The sequence below is a fragment of the Carboxylicivirga sediminis genome, from assembly GCF_018156225.1.
Classification (GTDB): Bacteria; Bacteroidota; Bacteroidia; order Bacteroidales; family Marinilabiliaceae; genus Carboxylicivirga; species Carboxylicivirga sediminis.
Genome location: NZ_JAGTAR010000047.1, coordinates 17,456 through 38,377 on the forward strand (window position 1 = coordinate 17,456; position 20,922 = coordinate 38,377).

Below are 20,922 nucleotides of genomic sequence, written 5' to 3' on the forward strand. Positions count from 1 at the left end.
ATCATGAATAAACATTCTGACAATCATATCGTCCCATACAGGCTATACATACAAGTATTGGCCGGATTGATTGTAATGACCATCCTATCTGTGGCTATTACCAAAATCAACCTGGACACGCTCACGGTATTTGCAGCTATTCTATTGGCTTCCATAAAGTCTGCTCTGGTATTGACATTTTTCATGCATCTGAAATTTGACAATAAACTACTTCAAATTCTGGTCATATCAGTATTTTTATTGGTTGCACTGGTTCTGTTTATCACTTTTCTTGACTATAACTTCCGATAGCTATGAATGAAGATACTACTCAAAATGCTTCCAGTTTTGTTTCACAAGTTGACTCGGCCTTTGTGTTTATTTTTGGCATTTCATTATTTTTCCTGGTCGGCATAACAGCATTTTTGGTCTACTACATTATCAGATACCGCAAGAGTAAAAATGCTGAAGCCACACATATAGAAGGAAGTAACACACTGGAAATCATCTGGACAATCATTCCCACCATCCTGGTCTTGTCCATGTTTTACTATGGATGGTCGGGCTGGAAATTTCAACGCGACATACCGGAAGATGCCATTCCCATAAAAACCATTGCCCGCATGTGGAGCTTTACGTTTCAGTATGAAAACGGATTGATAACAGACACACTTTATGTGCCCAAGGGCAAAGCTGTCAACCTCGACCTAGTAGCGCTGGACGTACTGCACAGCTTTTACATTCCAGCCTTTAGAGTAAAGCAGGACATGGTACCTGGCAAGCAAACCAACATATGGTTTGAATCTGAAAAGGAAGGTGAATACGAGATATACTGTGCTGAATACTGTGGACTCCGACACTCCTACATGCGCTCCCTGGTAAAAGTGATACCAGCCAATGAGTTTGAAGCCATGACCAAAATTGACTCCAGCGCCTTAGCCATTAATAATGAGGTGGTAGATTCAAGGCAGGCCGGCATCAGCATCACAAGAAAGTATGGATGTAATGCGTGCCACACTGCCGATGGTACGAAATTAGTCGGACCATCCTATAAAAATATAATGGGCCGTACAAGAGTGGTACTAATAGATGGTGAAGAACACGAGATTGAGGCTGATGAGGCTTATATAAGACGTTCTATCTATGAACCTAACGCGGAAATTGTAAAGGGCTTCGAAAAAGGACTAATGCTTTCTTATAAAGATCAGGTGACAGAAGAAGAGTTCACGCAGCTTTTAGAGTACTTTTATTATTTGTCAGAACAATGAAATCAGCCATAAAGAACATAGCCACACTAGGAAAATTCACTATCTCCCTACCTGTGGCCTTTACTGCCTACATAGGCTATACTTTATTTAGCGAGCAACAGAGCGCCGAAGGTCTCTTAGCCGGATTAGGGATATTCTTTATGTCAGCAGGGGCATCTGGCATTAATCAAATGCAGGAAGTATCGCGAGACAGGCTCATGTCGCGCACCAGCCATCGCCCTTTACCTAAAGAGCATTTCACCTTTGGCACTGCCGCCGCCATCATCGGCCTATTCTTAATAACAGGCACCATTCTGCTATTATTATTTAATGTTCATGCGGTGTTTTGGGGATGGATGGGTTTGCTATGGTACAATCTTGTTTATACCCCTCTTAAGACCAGAACAGCGTTCTCTGTTTTTCCAGGTGCTATTGTTGGTGCTATACCGCCTATAGCAGGATGGGTAGCAGCCGGAGGCTCAATTATTGACGTCAGAATCCATTTTTTGGCCTTTTTCTTTTTCCTGGGACAAATGCCTCATTTTTGGCTACTGGTATTGAAATACAAGCAACAATATAAGAAGGCCGGTTTTCCGGTTATCACAGATCATCTGAATAATCAACAGCTGTTTCGTATTAACATGATTTGGTCGATAGCTACCCTCGTATCTGTTTTATTCCTGCCCATACTTAATATCATCACATCACAGCTGATTGAAATTATCGTATCACTATCGGTGATTACTATGAGCATCTGGGTGATTGCCAGCACGTACTCTCTTCATCAGGTTCATATGAAATCCCTCCTGAAAAAGCAATTCATCTTTTTTAATTCATTTTACTTATGGATTATGATACTATTGCTGATTGAGCAGATATAATCTAGAGCACATCAAACAAGAAAGCCAGCACCTAATAATCAAGTGCTGGCTTTCTATATCTTATTCGAGTTATGCTTATCCTAGTAATTGTTTTACAACTGCTGAGATATCTTTTCCATCAGCTTTACCAGCCAGTTCTTTTGAGGCAACGCCCATTACCTTGCCCATCTCTTTCATAGATGTGGCACCCACTTTTTCAATGATAGTTTTCACCACAGGCACCAACTCTTCTTGTGTCATCTGAGCAGGCAGGTAAACAGAGATTGCCTCTACTTCAGCCAATTCTTTTTCAGCCAGATCTTCGCGATTTTGAGAAGCAAACAACTCAGCTGCATCCTTACGCTGCTTCACCATCTTTTGAACAATCTTCATCACATCAGCATCTGAAATCTCTTCAGCAGCACCTTTGGCTGTCTTAGCTTCCAACACTTCTTTTTTCACTCCCCTCAAAGCCTCCAGACGAATACGATCTTTCGCCTTCATGGCCTCCTTAATATCGTTGTTAATTTGTAGTTCTAAGCTCATAATTCTATCTATTCAATTCATTTTGTACATTCACATCAATCAACATTATCATGCAGATAAGGATTGTCTTTACTGATTTGTGGCCCATTTTTAGGATCATCAGACAAAGAGAAACGGCTCACTTTGCGCTCCTGACTAATGCGCTTATTTGGCTGATTATCTAATGCCATTTTACGCCGCTTATAGGCTGGTATATTTTCTATTTGTTCAATAAAGCGCTCATCCTCCATCTCCTCCTGACTCAATTGCGCCTTGTAATAACTGGCTCCGGCAGTACTGAATCCTTCATCTATGAAATTATCATTGGCCGGATTGTAGTGCTCTACTTCAGACTTCCTGTTTTGAGGAACAACCGGCTGATAAAACGAATCGATACGTTCCTGCTTCTTGCGCTCTTCGACCTCAAAGTCTATAATTCGCCCCTTTTCTTCGCCACCCTCTATATTAAAGTCCATTGATTGTTCGGCTTCAGAAACAGGTGTCACCTGCCCTTCTTCATCCAGCGAGAAACGGGTGACTTTATCTTCAATCTTTTTAACACGATGTTCAATTAACTGCTCCGAAACAAAACCCGTGGCAATAATAGTGACACAAACTTGCTTACCCAGCGACACATCACTTCCTGTTCCCCAGATAATTGATGCATCTTCACCAACAACATCCTGCACGTAATCAGTGATCTCACCCACTTCATCCATGGTAATTTCCTCGGTGCCAGATGTGATATTTAATAGGATATTACGAGCACCACGTATCTCATTATTATTGAGCAATGGCGATTCCAATGAAGCTTGTATAGCATCAATTGCTCGGTTGTCACCATCTGCATAGGCTGAACCCATGATGGCGACACCACTATCCTTCATTACTGTTTCAACATCGGCAAAATCCACGTTAATATAGCCATGCACAGTAATAATTTCAGCTATTCCCTTCGCTGCAGTTGCCAATACATCATCGGCCTTAGAGAAGGCATTGGACAATTTAAGATCGCCAAACATCTCGCGCAGCCGTTCATTATTAATGATTAATAACGAATCAACATTTTTCTCCATTTCAGCAATCCCGTCGAGGGCCTGATTAATACGTAACTTACCTTCAAACCGGAAGGGAATAGTTACAATACCAACCGTCAGAATCCCCATCTCCTTGGCTGTTTTGGCAATGATTGGGGCGGCACCCGTTCCTGTTCCACCACCCATACCAGCTGTTACAAAAACCATTTTGGTATTTTGCTTGAGCACATTAACCACGTCCTCCAGGTTCTCGATAGCCGACTCACGTCCTTTATCCGGACGGTTACCTGCGCCTCGTCCTTCGGTGAGAGACTCACCTAATTGTATTTTAACCGGAACCGGACTGCTTGCCAGTGCCTGAGCATCGGTATTACAAACAACAAAGTTTACATCTTTGATGCCTAAGCCATACATGTAGTTGACGGCATTACTTCCACCTCCCCCAACACCAATCACTTTTATAATTGACGATTCGGATTGTGGTATTTCGAAACTCATCAAATCTTCACTCATTTCCGTCCTGTTTTACCTTCTACATTTCAACATCTTTCTCATCGAAGATGTTAACTAACCCATTTTTAATACCACTGAACAGATTGCCTGTTTTATAAATGGATTTTTCTTTCTTGGTTTTCTCGCGTTTAACAGAATTCTTACGCTGATCTTCCCATTTAGGCTCAACCTCGCCAAATAATTCTGGCTCCACAATTGCACGCTTAGGTCGCTCCATAGCACTAAGTACCAAACCAATGCTTGTTGAATAATTAGGTAAATGTGCTTCTGCCGGCACGTCACCCACCAGACACATATCCGGCAGACCGATACGCACATCCAAACCTGTGCGATATTTAATCAACTGAGGAAGGTTTTTCAATAAAGCACCTCCGCCTGTCAGTACAATGCCTGCTCCTACCTTATCGTAACAACCTGAATTTTCGATCTGATACATGACGTAATCAATAATCTCTTCCATACGAGCCTGAATAATATAGGCCAAACTTTTGAAAGATATCTCTTTGGGCTCCCAGCCAGCCATACCAGGTATGGTTACCACCATATCCTCACGGGCCATATCGCCCATTGCAGAACCAAACTGCACCTTCAACGATTCGGCTTGCTTATATAAGACTGAGCATCCTTCTTTTATATCCGAAGTCACTACGTTTCCTCCAAAAGGAATAACAGCTGTATGACGAATAATACCATCGTAGAAAACAGCTACATCAGTGGTTCCACCACCAATATCCACCAAAACAACACCAGCTTCTTTCTCCTCCTCTGTCAGTACACTCTTTGAAGATGCCAGTGGTTCAAGGATCAAATCATTTAACTGCAATGCCACGCGCCTGATACATTTCTCAATGTTTTTTACAGAAGCTATTCGCCCTAACACAATATGAAAGTTACCTTCCAGGCGACGACCTGACATGCCCACAGGGTTTTTAACCCCCATTTCATTGTCAACAATATAATCCTGAGGGATTACGTGCATGATTTTCTCGCCAGCCTCAACAGGTATCTTATAATTGTCGTCAAACAGGTTATCAACATCTTCCTGGGTGATTTCCAAACCACTCTCAATGAAACGGTATCCTCTGTTACGTAAGCTCTTGATGTGCTGACCGGCAATACCGACATACACATCAGTTAACCGGATATCAAGCTTATCCTCGATACGGGAAATAGCCTGCTTAATGGAAGCAACTGTTTCATCAATATTCAATACAACACCTCTCTTCACACCTATTGAAGGCACCTGCTCCATGCCCAGCAGCTGCAGTTTACCATTATCCATTTTACGACCTACAATGGCAACTATTTTTGTAGTTCCAATATCAATGGCGGCAATTAGATTGGGTTCGTTGTTCATAACACTTATCCTTTTGTGCAAACGACTTGTCCTTTATACTTTAAACTAACTTTTTTATACAAATTCCATTCCCGGGCATCCCACCCGCTCTTGTAAAGTGCCTTTAAATTGCGAAATTTCGATTCCACATCTTCCACTTTACCAAACTCAATAAGATGGTCACCCACCCGCGGTACCATCGTAATTTCACCATCCTGGTCAACATACACCTGCTCAATCTGTGCCTGCCAGAATGCATCGTTGCGAATAACACTTGCCAACTTCACCAAATCCTCCGGCGATTTAAGCCGTTTTATAAATCCTCCGGCCACTAATACATGAGCCGAATGATTCTTGAATAATGGCATTTGTCGCCCATTCAAATCCAGATAGTAAGATACATCTCCATCAAACACGCGAACCAAAGGCTCTCGCTGAGTGATATCAATATGCAAAGCACCACCGTATGTTAAGTACACCTCACAACTCTCAATGGCGGGATGCTTCCTGAAAAAAGCCTCCATTTCATCGCAATTCAATTCATTAATTGGACGCCCTAAAATACCAGTGTATTTTCCCAGTACGATATCCCTTATCTCACCTGATGAAATAAACTTATTATCAACGCTATCACAGATAGTCGGCAGTATTTCACCACAAACAACCTTATCTTTATTAACAGCTACAAATGAGAAAATTACAGGAAAATAAACACCTATAACTAACCCGAACACTATGTTTTTCCACCGTTTCATTTGTAACAATTAACCTTTTAATCTGCTTAAATATAACTTTTTCAATCTACTAACTAATGTGTATTTATCATTATTTATTAACAATTTGCTAAACGTTTAATAATTGCTGATAAACTCCCTTAATTTGGCCTCTAAAAGTGGCACTTCCTTATCTATATCGCCGGCCCCAAGTGTTAATATCACTTCATTTTGTTCGCTTGTTAGTACACTAAACAACTCGTCTCTCCCTACCAACTGCACATGCTTATTATGCATTAGTAGCCTAATCATGTCAGCATTCACGCCCTCTATTGGCAACTCGCGCGCCGGATAAATATCCATTAACAAAATACGATCGCACTTATCCAGTGCTTCGGCAAAACCACTGGCAAAATCGCGGGTACGCGTGTAGAGATGTGGCTGAAATATGGTCGTAATATGCTTATCAGGATATAAAGCCCTTACTGATTTAACAGTAGCATTAATCTCTTGGGGATGGTGCGCATAATCATCAATAAAGACGAGCTTATCCTCTTTGATGCGGTATTGAAAACGACGACGTATCCCCTCAAATAATGGTAAGGCCGCTTTTATTTCTTCAGGCTCAACACCACCCAACAGGGCTAAACCAACCGCTCCAACAGCATTCTCAACATTAACCAAACCAGGCACCCCCATTTTAAGGCCTTTTACAAGTCCAAACGGCGACCTCATATCAAATTGATACATGCCATTCACAAGCCTTATATTCATAGCTGAAAAATCCGCCTTCTCCTCAATCGAATAGGTGAACACCTCTATTTCATCGTTAACATCATCTATCATCAGACCTGCCTTATGCAGCAGCACGCCCCCTGGCTCAATCTTTTCAACGAAGGCATGAAAGGCATCACTCACACTCTCTTCATCCCCATATATATCCAGATGATCGGCATCTACCGCAGAAATAAGTGCAAAATGAGGATGTAAATGCAGAAAAGAACGATCAAATTCGTCAGCCTCAAGCACAACATAAGGCGATTGGCCATCATGAAGAAAATTCGTCTTGTAATTATTAATAATACCACCTAAGAACGCATTACAGCCAACAGAAGACTGCTTGTACAGGTGAGCTGTCATAGATGAAATGGTGGTTTTCCCATGCGTACCGGCCACACAAACACTATTCATACCCTTAGAGATCAACCCAAGCACTGTAGCCCGCTTTCTGACATCAAACCCTTTGTTGTTGAAATAGCATAACTCTGAGTGGTCGGCCGGAATTGCAGGCGTATATACAACTAACGTTGAACTCTTATCATGATAATTTAAAGCAACTTGTTTAATATCATCCTTATAATGTATATCAATCCCTTCAGCTTCCAGTTCTTTGGTAAGCACGGTTGACACACGGTCGTAACCAGCCACATGCAACCCTTCATACTTAAAGAAGCGCGCAATAGCACTCATACCAATACCGCCTACACCAATGAAGTAAACACTTTTTATATCTTTCAACTGCAACATACTATTTATTTTGTGCAAGCTTTAACACTTCCTGAGCAATATCACGAGCTGCGTCAGGTTTGGCAAATTTTCGAATATTAGCAGCCAACATCTCAAGCTTTTGAACATCAGTCAGCAGCTTTGCCGCTTCATCTATGAGACAATTAACCTGGGCATCTCTCACTAACACAGCCGCATCTTTATCAACCAAGGCCATCGCATTTTTAGTCTGATGATCTTCAGATACATTTGGCGACGGCACAAAAACAGTGGGCTTACCTAAAATGGCCAGCTCTGATATGGAGCTTGCTCCAGCCCTGGAAACCACTAAATCTGCAGCTGCAAAGGCCATGTCCATCCGACTAATAAAATCGGTTAGAATCACACGACTGGTTAATTCCACAGGTAATTGCTCTTTCATCTCCTGGTAATAGAGCTTACCCGTTTGCCAGATCACCTGTATATCAGCCGGCAATTTGACAATGGTTTCAATAATACCATTGTTAATCGAGCGAGCTCCGAGACTTCCGCCAATTATCAGGATGGTTTTCTTATTCTTATCAAGCCCCCAGAACTCCACTGCAGAATGCTTGTCAATATCATTTAGAAGATCGTTACGAACCGGATTACCAGTCAGCAGTATTTTTTCTTTAGCAAAAAAACGTTCCATGCCTTCATAAGCCACACAGATTCTCTCTGCCTTCTTTGCCAGAATACGATTGGTGACTCCGGGAAAAGAATTCTGCTCCTGCAACAAGCTTGGCACCCCTGATTGTGAAGCAACTCGCAACACAGGCCCGCTGGCATATCCACCAACACCAACTGCTGCATCCGGCTTAAACTGCCTGATAACTTTTCGCGCCTTTAGCATACTGCTCATCAACTTGAAAGGAAAGGCCAAATTTCGCAACGTCAGTTTGCGATGAAAACCTGCCACTGGCAAACCTACAATTTTGTATCCAGCAGCCGGCACCTTTTCCATCTCCATCTTGCCTAAAGCACCAACAAACAGTATTTCAGCCTCAGGCTCAATCTTTTTTACCGCATTGGCTATTGATATAGCCGGAAAAATATGTCCGCCCGTACCTCCACCGCTTATTATTACCTTTATTGCGCTCATATTCTATTCATTTTCTTCCTGTGTAGCTAGCTCCTTTTCTTCCATGTTATTGCGGCTAACACTCAATATTGCCCCAAAGGCCAAACAAGTAAATAAGGTAGATGTACCTCCCATACTTACCAATGGCAACGGCTGGCCCGTCACCGGCATTACACCCACCGCAACACCCATATTAATAAAGGCCTGCACCACCAATAGTGTGGATAAGCCAATAACCAGAAATGCCGGAAATGTGCGACTACTGGCACGAACAATCACACCGGCACGAAATAACAAAATGAGGTAGGCAAACATGATAAGAAAGCCTCCTATCAATATACCCCACTCTTCAATAATAATAGCGTACACAAAATCACTATAAGGGTGAGGCAAGAAATACCGCTGCTGACTATTACCAGGTCCGCGCCCCATGAAAACACCACCTGTAGCAATGGCTATCTGCGATCGCTCCGATTGATAATCGGCACTTGAACCACCTGCATCCATTGTCTCTGGTTCATCATCCACAAATCGCTCAATACGAGCTTTCCAGGTACTGGCACGATGCAGTATCGGCACGTAATCAGATAGCCACAGAACAATCATCACAAACAACAGCACGGCAGCCACCGTACTGAACAAATATTTTAACGATACACGACCAATCATCATTACCAACCAACTGGTAAAACCAATTAGGGCGGCTGTTGAAAAGTCATCTTTAAAAATCAGACCACATACAATGGCCACATGTATCATTATGGGTTTAAATGCTTCATCAGCTGTACGATCGTTGGCCTGATACTGTGCCAACACCTTGGCAATGTATATCATCAAAGCCAGTTTTGCCAATTCAGAAGGCTGAAAGGAAATACCTACCACAGGCACAGTAAGCCAGCGACTGGCCTGATTCAGACTCACACCCGAGACAGCCGTTATAACAAGTAAAACAATTGAAAAGTAAAGAAATACAGTAGCAAACCTGGCAAACCACTTATAGTCGATATGATGCACCGCAATAATTATCCCGATACCCAGCAACAAAAACTTGGCATGCCTGAACAGGTAATATACCGAATTACCATCCTGATGCTTATAAGCCAGGTTACCCGTTGCACTGTATACCACCAGGCACGAAAACACCGACAACAGCAGAATGACATACCAGATAATCCGATCGCCCTTAATATATTTTTTCAACAACTCATTCATGCCCGTTCTTTATAAATTACGCACACTCTCTTTAAATAAATCCCCACGTTGTATATAATTATCAAACAAATCGAAGCTGGCACAGGCCGGCGATAGCAATACCACATCATTCTTTCTGGCAGAACGATAAGCTAGTTTAACCGCCTCATCCATCGATTGCGTTTCTTTAATAACAGACACCTTACCCTTGAAAGCTTCCAAAAGTTTGGCATTATCAGTACCAAGACAAATCAACACCTTCACCTTCTTCTCCACCAGCTCCATCAACTCGTTGTAGTCATTACCCTTATCAACACCACCGGCGATCCATATCACCGGATTATTCATGCACTCCAGCGCATACCAGGTGGAGTTAATATTAGTCGCTTTAGAATCATTGATGAACTCAATACCCCTCACAGCCGCAACTCTTTCGAGCCGATGAGCTGCACCTTTAAAACTCGAAAGACTTTCGCGTATCAGCTTCTTTCTGATTTTTAACACCTTGGCCACAATACCGGCCGCCATTGAATTATACAAATTATGACGCCCTTGCAACGACAGTTCTTGAGAGATAATGCGCATGGTTTCATCGTTATAATTAATAATTAACTCATCAAAGGTAGAATACGCCCCTTGCTTCAGAATACCTTTTTGTGTAAACGGCAGCAACTCCGACTTTAAGAGTCGATTCTGCAGCTCCTGGGCAATAATTTCATCATCCTGACAGTATACAAACACATCTTTTTCTGTTTGATTCTGCACGATACGAAACTTACTATCGATGTATTTCTGCATGCTGTAATCATATCGATCAAGATGATCAGGCGTTATATTTAACAGGATGGCTATATCGGCCTTAAACTGATACATTCCATCCAGCTGAAAGCTGCTTAACTCAAGCACAAACCACTCCGGCTGTTTCCCTTCGGCAATTTGACGCGCCAGGCTTGTACCCACATTGCCGGCCATCTCCACCTTTACCCCCGCCTGCTTCAACAGATAATGAATAAGCATAGTCGTCGTCGTCTTGCCATTGCTACCAGTTATACAGATGGTTTTTGCTTCGGTATAGCGACCCGCAAATTCAATTTCCGATATCACTGGTATCTCACGTGCATGCAACTGCTGTATCATTGGAATAGTATCTGGAATACCAGGACTTTTAACCACCTCATTGGCAGCAAAAATAACATCGAGTGAATGCGCTCCTTCCTCCCAGTCAATACCGGCATTATCCAGCTCCTGCTGATAGTACTCAGCAATCCTACCACTGTCAGACACAAACACATCCCAGCCCTGCTGCTTTGCCAATAAAGCTGCACCAACTCCACTTTCGCCTGCTCCTAATACAACCAGTTTTTGCATGCTGTCTATCGTACTTTAAGGGTTACTATTGTTAATACAGCCAGAATAATACCGATAATCCAAAATCGTGTTACAATCTTCGACTCAGTATAACCGATTTTCTGATAATGATGATGCAAGGGCGCCATTTTAAAGACACGACGTCCTTCACCGTATTTCTTTTTCGTGTATTTAAACCACGACACCTGTATCATCACTGATAAGTTTTCCACAAGGAAAACTCCGCATAGTATAGGTATTAACAATTCGATACGTAAAAGAATCGCAAATACAGCAATAATACCCCCTAGCGTTAAACTACCTGTGTCGCCCATAAATACCTGCGCCGGAAACGAATTATACCACAGGAAACCCACAGTGGCACCAATAAAGGCCGCCATAAACACTACCAGTTCCTCGGAATGTGGGATATACATGATGTTCAGGTAATCGGCATAAATAACGTTACTGGAGAGGTAGGCAAAAATACCCAAAGTAACTCCAATGATGGCCGAAGTACCGGTTGCCAGCCCATCGAGTCCATCGGTGATATTGGCCCCATTAGATACCGCCGTAATGATAAAAATAACAGCCGCCGCAAATATTAACCAGCCCCATTTTTTGGCCTGGTCGCCTAAAAACCAAAGCACTGATGAATAATCAAACTGGTGGTTCTTAAGGAAAGGTACATTCGTCACCGTTGATTTAACCTCTTGTGTGGCCGGGCGCTCAACCTGTTCGCCATTATCCAGTTGTACAATAACTGTTTCCCCGGCTATTTTCTCACGCACCACCACATCACCACTCGAAAACAGCGTGATAGCCACAATTAATCCAATACCAATCTGACCAGCTATCTTAAAACGACCAGCCAAACCCTCCTTATCTTTCTTAAATACCTTTATATAATCATCAATAAAACCAATGGCACCCAACCAAAGGGTTGAGACAATCATCAGTATGATATAAATATTATCAAGTTTGGTAAACAACAAAACGGGTATCAGGATGGAACCAATAATAATAACACCCCCCATGGTAGGTGTACCTTTTTTGGCGTACTGACCTTCCAGCCCCAAATCGCGCACTACCTCCCCAATCTGCTGTCGCTGAAGCATCCTGATGGCCAGTTTACCAAAGATAGTTCCGGTAAGCAAAGCGACAATCACCGCCATACCAGCCCTAAAGGTAATGTACTGAAACACGCTAGCTCCAGGCACATTCATTTTTTCCAAATACTCGAAAAGATAATACAACATGCTTTTGGTTTTATTCTTCGTTAAATACTTCTCTTACAATTTCTCTGTCATCAAAATGACTACGCACTCCTTTAATCTCCTGGTAGGTTTCATGCCCCTTACCGGCTATCAGAATAATATCTCCCGGTCCGGCCACCATACAGGCCGTGCGAATCGCTTCACGCCTATTCACAATCGACAGTACTTTTATACGCTCTTTGAAACTCACCCCTTCCATCATCTGCTCAATAATAGCTTCGGGCTCTTCACTTCTAGGATTATCAGAAGTAAGAATCACCTTGGAGCTACCTCCAACCGCCTCTTTTGCCATCTCAGGGCGTTTCATTGGGTCGCGATCACCGCCCGCTCCTACCACAGTTACCAGCTGCTGACTGGGCTGACGCACCAGGTTAATAGTTTCAATTACATTCTTCAGGGCATCAGGCGTATGGGCATAATCCACAATAGCCGTTTTACCAGACTTGGAACGCATGGTTTCAAAACGACCGTCCACAGGATTCAGCTGACTGATAGCCACTTGCACATCTTCCTTTTCAAAGCCTAACAGACAAGCTGCACCATACACCAACAGCAGGTTTTGCGCATTAAAATGCCCCACAAACTGTGTCCATATTTCCTGTCCGTCAATTTCCAGCTGCATGCCCTCAAACATACTCTCAATAATGCGCCCTTTATAATTACCCATGCCCTTCAAGGAATAAGTATAGGTTTGTGCCGCCGTATTTTGCAACATCACCTGCCCATTTTTATCATCGGCATTGGTTAAAGCAAAAGCCTGCTTACTCAAGCCATCAAAAAATGACTTTTTAGCAGCAATATACTCCTTGAAGGTTCCATGATAATCCAGGTGATCATGAGTGATATTGGTAAACAAACCACCGGCAAACTTCAAGCCAGTCACACGATTTTGGACCAGTGCATGTGAACTCACTTCCATAAAACAATATTCACAGCCCGCTTCCACCATTTCAGACATAGTCTTATTCAGGGTTACAGCATCAGGCGTGGTATGTGTGGCATCTAATCGGGCTTTACCAATAAAATTAGCCACAGTAGAAAACAAACCAGCCTTATAACCCATACTCATTACCAGGTGATACAAGAGCGTAGCTGTGGTCGTTTTACCATTGGTACCTGTTACCCCCACCAGCTTTAACTTATCAGAAGGATTATCGTAGAAGTTAGCCGCCATATGCCCCAAGGCCACAGAACTATCGTCCACCTTTACAATCATTGCATCTGCAGGATATTCTGCAGGAATTACCTCACAAACAACACATTTACAACCCGCCTCCAGCACCTGCGGTATAAACTGATGCCCATCAACCACTGTACCTTTCATGGCGACAAACAAGGTATTGCCATTCGCCTTTCGGGAGTCAAACACAATCTGCTCCACTTCACAATCTGTGGCGTTAACTTGTTCGATTACACCAACCCCTTTTAATATATCCGACAGTTTCTGCTTCATTTATCCTAATCGTAAATAGATGGTTGCTCCTTTTCTAAAATTCTGACCCGCTGTCATCGACTGATCCCGAACAGCTCCTACTCCTTTAATAATCACTTTCATTCCCATATTTTCGAGCAGCATGACCGCATCCTTAGCACCCATGCCTCTCACATTGGGCACAATGCCATCAGGAAAACTTTTAGCCTTCACACTCACTTCATGCTCTCTGGCGGATGCCGAAATCCATTGGGAATTAACTTCCTGGCCATTCACCATCACACCCAGCTCATTAAATACCGTCAGTAACTCAGCCTTCTTACCACCTTTGGAGTATGGCTGATGCTGAGCCAGCTGCACCTGATGCTCCGTTTCAATATCGTCATGGTGGTAACTTTGCGCATACACACGATCGGCAATCTCCTTAAACACTGAACCGGCTACCACATTGGCATAATACACATTGTTAGATGGCGCATTAACCACCACTATACAAGTGTACAAAGGCTTATCTGCCGGAAAATAACCAACGAACGAGGCCTGGTGCTTTTTATCGCTATATGAAGTGGTTTCATTCGATATCTGTGCCGTTCCCGTTTTACCGGCAATCTGATAACGATCGCTCTTGATGTTACGTGCCGTTCCTCGTTCAACCACACCCACCAGCATTTCATGCACCTTATCAATGGTCTCAAGGGAACAAATAGACGGATTGAGTACCACCGGCTTCATCTCTTTAATCACCTCACCGTGATGCTGAATAGACTCCACAAACATAGGCTTCACCATCTTACCATTGTTGGCCACTGCATTATAAAACGTCAACACCTGCAAAGGCGTTTGCTGAATCTCATACCCTATAGACATCCAGGGGAGTGTTACACCCGACCAGGTTTTCTCGCCGGGATACTTGATCATTGGCAGTCCTTCTCCTTTTACCTCAATACCTAATGGCTCCTTCAAATTCATTGAGTACAAACGATCCACATAACGCCGCGGATTATCGCGGTAGTTATCAAATATGATTTTGGAAATACCTACGTTGGACGATTTCTCAAACACCTCTTTCACCGAAAGCGTGCCGTAACCACCATGGTGGCTGTCAGTCATCTTACGATCGTAAAAGTAACAATAGCCTTTACCAGTCTTAATACTATCTGTCAGTTTCACTACACCATCTTCCAAGGCCACAATCATTGACGCCAGCTTGAATGTTGAGCCAGGCTCGGTCGCTTCGCCAATAGCGTAGTTATAATCTTCTATGTATTTACCTGTTGATGTTTGTCCAAGATTAGCAATAGCCCGTATTTTACCCGTTGCCACTTCCATAAGCACTGCACAGCCATGGTCGGCCTGATGCGTTTGTAACTGCTGCAGCAAAGCACTTTCGGCCACATCCTGCAACCCGATATCAATGGTCGTCACCACATCATGTCCATCCACCGGCTCAATCTGCTCTTCCACCACCCAGTTACCGCTTACACGCGTACGCGTACTCACACCGGCTACACCGCGCAGAATACTGTTATAGGCCATCTCCAGACCAAAGCGTCCGCCCAGGTCCTTTTCGGCATACAAACTTCCAACCGTGCGGGCCGCCAACTCACCAAATGGCAGTTTGCGGTTTTCATACTTTCGAGGGATAAAACCGCCTTTATTAGAACCCAATCGGAAAATTGGAAATTCCTTTAGCCTTTTCAGCTCAGTAAAAGAGATACGACGCGGATGCACCATGTAGTAGCGCTTACCCTCGGCCCGTGCTTTTTTAAGCGCCGATTTAAAAGACGCCTTGGAACGATCGCCATAAAAATGAGACAACAATAAGGAGAGGCTATCAATATTGGCGTTAAACACCTCATCGGTAAGGCCGTGTGCCCGCATATCCATATGAATGCGATAGGTTGGTACCGAGCAGGCCAGCTTTCGGTAATCCGAAGCCAGAATATCGCCCCGGTTGGCATCAATCACAATATCCTTATTGGTATGCTCCTCCACCAGGTCCTCATACTTATCCCCCTCCACAATGCGCAAATACAGCGCCTTGCCTAATATCACCACAGCCAAAGCAGCTATGCCAATATACAGCAAACCAAAACGCAATATGATACTTTTCTTTATCTGCATTTACTTCTTCACCTTTAGGCGCCTTGGTGGCTCAGTTAATTCTTCCAGTTCCAGGTTTTTCGCTCTTATCTTTTTTAATACCTCACTCTGCTTACTCATAAACATCAGTTCCGAAGAGGTGGTAATGGCCTCGTAGCGCAGTGATTTCAGCTCACCATTGAGCCTGGCCACTTCGCGCATCTGCTCTTCCATGCGGTAATGATTACCGATATAGAGAAAAGCAAAAAAAGCCAGGAACAAAGCAAACGGCAATTGCTTGGCCACCAGTGAGCGCGTAAATAACCGGCCGTTAATCACATCACGTACCGAGATGTTTTTTAACTCATCCACCTCCTCTTTGGAAAGCATAAACTCCGGTATCTTATTCATTCGCCACTTCATACCCGCTCTGCAATTCTCAGTTTAGCACTACGTGCCCGGTTGTTACGTTCAATTTCTTCGTCTGATGGCAGTATCAGCTTGCGGTTAACCGCTTTAAACGGCACATCGGCATGTCCATATATATCTTTGTCGGGCTGGTTTTTATCGCAATCGCCCGAACGAATAAAGTTCTTCACTAATCGGTCTTCCAAACTATGGTATGAGATAACCGACAAACGGCCACCCGGCTTAATGGCATCGGTTGACTGCATCAGCACCGACTTCAGCACATCCATCTCCTTATTCACCTCAATGCGCAAAGCCTGAAACACCTGCGCCAGAAACTTCGATTGCTCCTTTTTAGGCCCTACCTTTTCGGCCAGCTCTTTTAAGTCTGTAGTAGTTTCAAACGGACGTGAAGCTCTTGCTTTGATGATTTCCGAAGCCAATTTATAAGATGATTTGATTTCGCCATATTGCCAGAAGATACGTTTCAGATCATCCAGCTCATAGGTATTGACCAAATCGGCTGCCGTCATCTGCAAGCCCTGTCCCATGCGCATATCCAGCTTACCTTCGAAACGAAAAGAGAAACCACGCTCGGCCGCATCAAAATGGTGCGAGGACACCCCTAAATCGCCCAATATACCATCTACTTTATCGATATTGAGGTAACGCAGAAAATGCGACAGATACTGAAAGTTGTGACGCACAAACAGCAAACGCTCATCATCGGGCCGGTTGTTGTAGGCATCTTCATCCTGATCAAACACCACCAAGCGACCATTATCACCTAAGCGCGAGAGTATTTCGCGCGAATGACCACCACCACCAAATGTCAGATCGACGTAAACACCATCGGGCCGAATGTTTAAGCCATCCACCGATTCCTTCAGTAAAACTGGTATATGATACCCCTGCTCCATAACAATTACTTTTCTTCTTCGGCCCCAAAGTTACCACCTAGCAACTCTTCTGCCAACTCTCCTAACTCATCTCCACTCAATCCATCCTCCTCAAGCTGCTGTCGACTCCATAATTCAATGGTACTTCCAACACCCAACAACACCACCTCGCCATTCACATCCACCATCTCCATCAGGCGCTTAGGCACCAGAAAACGACCATTGCCATCGAGATTCACTTCAGCTGTGGAGCGATACAAAGCCCGCTTCAGCCTTTTATCTTTTTGTCGAAAACTGTTTAATTTGCTTTCCAGAAGCTGTACTTCTTTCTGCCATTCGTCCTGAGGGATTAGAACAAGGCAGTTATCAAAGAGGTCTTTCCTGACCACAAACGACGATTGATTGGCTTCACTCATCACTTTCTTGAAGAGCGAAGGCAATACAACGCGCCCTTTAGCATCGGGCTTACAAACAAAATCGCCTATAAATGTGATCATTACTAAATACGTATTTCACTGGTAAAAGTATAAAACTTTAATACCACATGCAACCACTTTAAACCACTTTATGACACCTGTTGATAACTTTTTCGAGAAAAAATTCACTCAAATCAGCTACAGGCCGCAGCAGGCAAGAAACGCAAATCAAAATGAAAATTCCGACAATATATGTCGGAACTTAGCATACTCATTTTAATCCTCTTAATTTGTTCGTTGACGCAGATTTACCATTGTTTTATAAGCAAAACGCCCAGGAAGCCTTTTCGCTCATAATGCAGAGCTCAAATCTGGCTGCCAGTGTATCATATAGGAATTTGAAACGGTTTTAAGTAAGAATAACAAAACAGGCAGAAGAAGAACTATCGCATTAAACCAGTCAGGATTTTAAATCCTGACTGGTTTGCCTAACATGCCCCCTAAAACGGATAACTATCCATTCAAAAACCAATAACTATCGATTTACGATCCGATAACTATCGGTTTTTTGTGCAATAAAAATGGTTACCAAGCACATTTTGCATGCTCCATCAATACATAACAAAAGCCACACTATCGCTAACGTGCCTTTTGTTTTATTATACAGGCCGGAGGCCTTTGTTTAAAGCGACGTAGCCACAGGCATACGCCGAACGATTTACATTATTTAGTTCCTACGTGGAACGAGGTTACAGACTAAAGATTATCTCGAACGAAGTCAAAGACTTCGCTCAGCTGGGGAATTCAATCGAGAGTTATGTATATCTAAAGGGCTTTTTGTTGCTCCAACTCCATATTTAAAAATATCTAATTCAACACCATAACTGCCTGTTCCACCATACATATTGACGAATGAAAAATTTCTTGAATCTCCGTCGTAAACTGAAAAACCTGCACTAATTCCAATATTTCCCCTCGCTGGCGAGGATTTACAATCCGTGCCATTGTTTTATAAGCAAAACATCCTGGAAGCCTGTTTATTCCATAGCACAGATTACAAATCTTCGCTAGTTATGGATTTCACTCAACGCGGGATTTGTTTCCACCCTTCTGATGGGCTATTCCAAAACTTAGATAAAGCAGGTTTTTCTAGCATTATGAAATTATGCCTAGGATACTCAGGATTATACTTAACAAAGAATCGGTGTTTAATTACGTTGTCATATTCAGTAGAAACATGCATTCTTTGTTCATACAAAATATCTGAAACAGTAAACTCATAATAAACTGTATAACCGTTCCTAAAATTCGCTTTAAAATCTGTAACCATTCCTACAGTATAACGCCCATCCTTTTTGATCTTATTATGTGCAATCTGAGAATAAAGAACATATCCTACATAACCAAGGATTATTATTAAAACAATTACAACTGTTTTTGGCTTGTTATTCATAAGCTACATATTTTCCATTCATAACCGTCACTTCCAACAATCCCTTCTCTCCCCTCGCTGGCACTAATTTGCAATCCCTACCATTTTTATTACAATCAAAACATCCTGGAAGCCTGTTTATTCCATAAGGACTTATTGACATCCTCCATCATTGCATCGACATTCCAATTAGGCTAAACGAATCTAAAAATAATACACTACTCCCCAAAATTTTGATCGTATCTTATTAAATACATTCCACATGTCATAATGACATATTTATTTATCCCTCGCTGCCGCGGATTTACAATCCGCGCCTTTGTTTTATAAGCAAAACATCCTGGAAGCCTTTTTATTCCATAGCACAGATTACAAATCTGCGCTAACTATGGGAACGGCATACATCATTCACTTACTCTACGGTGAGCTAAGGTAAATGAAGCTAGTAAATTATTTAAATAATCAACTTCATGTTTTAGATTATTATCCTGATAAATACGTTCAACTTCATTTAATATTAACTCGTATTCTTTTTTATTCTTAATCATTCCATTTTTCTTGACTCTAGCAATACTTCTTAACCTTTTTTCTTCTTCAATATCTTCTCCAATTTCAAGCTTCAACCTTAGCCTTAATTTATCTTTATCTTCTGTGGGTAATTCATTCATGAAAGAATTCATTTCTTTATTTATTCCCTTTAGTTCTTTTAATGATTTCGAATTATATGCATTCACTGCTATTGCATTAAATGCACCCATTGCTATAGAATTAGCTTCATCCTCCATGAAAAAGTTATAAAACACTTTATAACGCAACCAATAATATTGGATTTCATCTTTTTCCTTCATATAAATAAATCTTTAAGGCTTTCCAAAATATGTATATTCCATAAAATAGTAAAACCCCTCGCTGCCATCCGCGCCTTTGTTTTATAAGCAAAACACCCAGGAAGCCATTTTATTCCATAAGGACTTATTGACATCCTCCATCATTGTATCGACATTCCAATTAGGCTAAACGAATCTAAAAATAATACACATCTCCCCAAAATTTTGATCATATCTTATTAAACACATCCTACATGTCATAATGACATGTTTATTTATCAATAATGCTGCTGGAAGCATTGCGCACTGCTTTGGAGCCATTGGGAAGCGCTTTTGCCTGCCATGTTGTCGCTTTGAGCCACTGTGCACCCGGCTGGAACCACCGGGAAGGCGGCTGAAGCCATTGCGCAGCCGCTGGAGGCACTGTGCGGCGCCTCCGAGCCATTGCGCAGCGGTTGTAAGGCATTGGGAAGCGGATTAGGGCAAATAACATTCGGGCTAAGACGCAAGACATGAGACAGAAGACGCCAAACTCTCGTCCTGGTGCACAGTGCTTAGTAACCAGTGCCCGCACCCCCTCGCTGGCGGGGATTTGCAATCCGTGCCATTATTTATATCCAAAACATCCTGGAAGTCTTTTTCTTACATAGCACAGATTACAAATCTGCGCTAACTATTGGGTTTATAAGACCGTAGATGCCAGACTAAACACCGCACCCCCATCTCCCGTCATCCAGCTCATTCAACTTTCAACTCCTCAACTCTAAACTCTTCAACTCTAAACCCCAAACCCTAA

19 protein-coding genes are annotated in these 20,922 nt (G+C 42.7%); 3 read left to right on the top strand and 16 right to left on the bottom strand.

Annotated elements, in window-relative coordinates:
• Positions 1-3: 3 nt before the first annotated feature.
• Genes KDU71_RS20905 through KDU71_RS20915 form a run of 3 tightly spaced genes read left to right on the top strand, consistent with a single transcriptional unit; the run spans position 4 to position 2,107 of the window.
• Positions 4-291 carry a cytochrome C oxidase subunit IV family protein gene (locus KDU71_RS20905; RefSeq protein WP_212193065.1) on the top strand — a complete coding sequence of 96 codons (288 nt, stop codon included), beginning with the start codon at positions 4-6 and terminating at the stop codon, positions 289-291.
• 2 nt (positions 292-293) lie between these two features.
• Entirely contained in the window at positions 294-1,247 is a 954-nt protein-coding gene (gene coxB, locus KDU71_RS20910) for a cytochrome c oxidase subunit II (protein WP_212193066.1), read from the top strand.
• A complete protein-coding gene (locus tag KDU71_RS20915; protein ID WP_212193067.1) occupies positions 1,244-2,107 on the top strand; it encodes a UbiA family prenyltransferase in 864 nt (287 codons plus the stop codon). The genes coxB and KDU71_RS20915 overlap by 4 nt, the downstream gene beginning before the upstream one ends.
• A gap of 75 nt (positions 2,108-2,182) precedes the next feature.
• On the opposite strand, the gene KDU71_RS20920 is transcribed toward KDU71_RS20915, so the two are convergent.
• The 16 genes from KDU71_RS20920 to KDU71_RS20995 all read right to left on the bottom strand — a co-directional run bounded on the left by KDU71_RS20920 (position 2,183) and on the right by KDU71_RS20995 (position 20,147).
• Positions 2,183-2,632: a GatB/YqeY domain-containing protein gene (locus KDU71_RS20920; protein ID WP_212193068.1), complete on the bottom strand. Its 450-nt coding sequence runs from the start codon at positions 2,630-2,632 to the stop codon at positions 2,183-2,185.
• Positions 2,633-2,667: 35 nt separating this feature from the next.
• A complete protein-coding gene (ftsZ, locus tag KDU71_RS20925) occupies positions 2,668-4,161 on the bottom strand; it encodes a cell division protein FtsZ (protein ID WP_212193069.1) in 1,494 nt (497 codons plus the stop codon).
• A 19-nt stretch (positions 4,162-4,180) separates the two neighbouring features.
• On the bottom strand, positions 4,181-5,518 hold the full coding sequence (gene ftsA / locus KDU71_RS20930) for a cell division protein FtsA (protein ID WP_212193070.1): 1,338 nt from the start codon (positions 5,516-5,518) through the stop codon (positions 4,181-4,183).
• A 5-nt stretch (positions 5,519-5,523) separates the two neighbouring features.
• The gene (locus KDU71_RS20935) at positions 5,524-6,252 is read right to left on the bottom strand and encodes a cell division protein FtsQ/DivIB (protein ID WP_212193071.1); all 729 of its coding nucleotides are present in this window, start codon (positions 6,250-6,252) and stop codon (positions 5,524-5,526) included.
• Positions 6,253-6,348: 96 nt separating this feature from the next.
• Positions 6,349-7,737: a UDP-N-acetylmuramate--L-alanine ligase gene (gene murC, locus KDU71_RS20940; protein ID WP_212193072.1), complete on the bottom strand. Its 1,389-nt coding sequence runs from the start codon at positions 7,735-7,737 to the stop codon at positions 6,349-6,351.
• A gap of 1 nt (position 7,738) precedes the next feature.
• On the bottom strand, positions 7,739-8,836 hold the full coding sequence (murG, locus tag KDU71_RS20945) for an undecaprenyldiphospho-muramoylpentapeptide beta-N-acetylglucosaminyltransferase (RefSeq protein ID WP_212193073.1): 1,098 nt from the start codon (positions 8,834-8,836) through the stop codon (positions 7,739-7,741).
• A gap of 3 nt (positions 8,837-8,839) precedes the next feature.
• Entirely contained in the window at positions 8,840-10,027 is a 1,188-nt protein-coding gene (locus KDU71_RS20950; protein ID WP_212193074.1) for an FtsW/RodA/SpoVE family cell cycle protein, read from the bottom strand.
• Positions 10,028-10,036: 9 nt separating this feature from the next.
• Positions 10,037-11,374: a UDP-N-acetylmuramoyl-L-alanine--D-glutamate ligase gene (gene murD / locus KDU71_RS20955; protein WP_212193075.1), complete on the bottom strand. Its 1,338-nt coding sequence runs from the start codon at positions 11,372-11,374 to the stop codon at positions 10,037-10,039.
• A gap of 5 nt (positions 11,375-11,379) precedes the next feature.
• Complete coding sequence (gene mraY, locus KDU71_RS20960) at positions 11,380-12,612, bottom strand: phospho-N-acetylmuramoyl-pentapeptide-transferase (protein WP_212193076.1); 1,233 nt, start codon at positions 12,610-12,612, stop codon at positions 11,380-11,382.
• Positions 12,613-12,622: 10 nt separating this feature from the next.
• Positions 12,623-14,083 carry a UDP-N-acetylmuramoyl-L-alanyl-D-glutamate--2,6-diaminopimelate ligase gene (locus tag KDU71_RS20965; RefSeq protein WP_212193077.1) on the bottom strand — a complete coding sequence of 487 codons (1,461 nt, stop codon included), beginning with the start codon at positions 14,081-14,083 and terminating at the stop codon, positions 12,623-12,625.
• Positions 14,084-16,186, bottom strand: a complete 2,103-nt coding sequence (locus tag KDU71_RS20970) for a penicillin-binding protein (protein WP_212193078.1) — start codon at positions 16,184-16,186, stop codon at positions 14,084-14,086. It abuts the gene before it with no gap.
• Complete coding sequence (locus KDU71_RS20975) at positions 16,187-16,555, bottom strand: FtsL-like putative cell division protein (RefSeq protein ID WP_244825045.1); 369 nt, start codon at positions 16,553-16,555, stop codon at positions 16,187-16,189.
• 8 nt (positions 16,556-16,563) lie between these two features.
• The gene (gene rsmH, locus KDU71_RS20980; RefSeq protein ID WP_212193080.1) at positions 16,564-17,472 is read right to left on the bottom strand and encodes a 16S rRNA (cytosine(1402)-N(4))-methyltransferase RsmH; all 909 of its coding nucleotides are present in this window, start codon (positions 17,470-17,472) and stop codon (positions 16,564-16,566) included.
• A 5-nt stretch (positions 17,473-17,477) separates the two neighbouring features.
• Positions 17,478-17,948 carry a division/cell wall cluster transcriptional repressor MraZ gene (locus KDU71_RS20985; RefSeq protein ID WP_212193081.1) on the bottom strand — a complete coding sequence of 157 codons (471 nt, stop codon included), beginning with the start codon at positions 17,946-17,948 and terminating at the stop codon, positions 17,478-17,480.
• Between the two features lie 1,003 nt (positions 17,949-18,951).
• Entirely contained in the window at positions 18,952-19,320 is a 369-nt protein-coding gene (locus tag KDU71_RS20990) for a FeoB-associated Cys-rich membrane protein (RefSeq protein WP_212193082.1), read from the bottom strand.
• A gap of 383 nt (positions 19,321-19,703) precedes the next feature.
• Positions 19,704-20,147 (bottom strand): hypothetical protein, encoded by a 444-nt coding sequence (locus KDU71_RS20995; protein ID WP_212193083.1) that lies wholly within the window; start codon positions 20,145-20,147, stop codon positions 19,704-19,706.
• Positions 20,148-20,922: the final 775 nt, after the last annotated feature.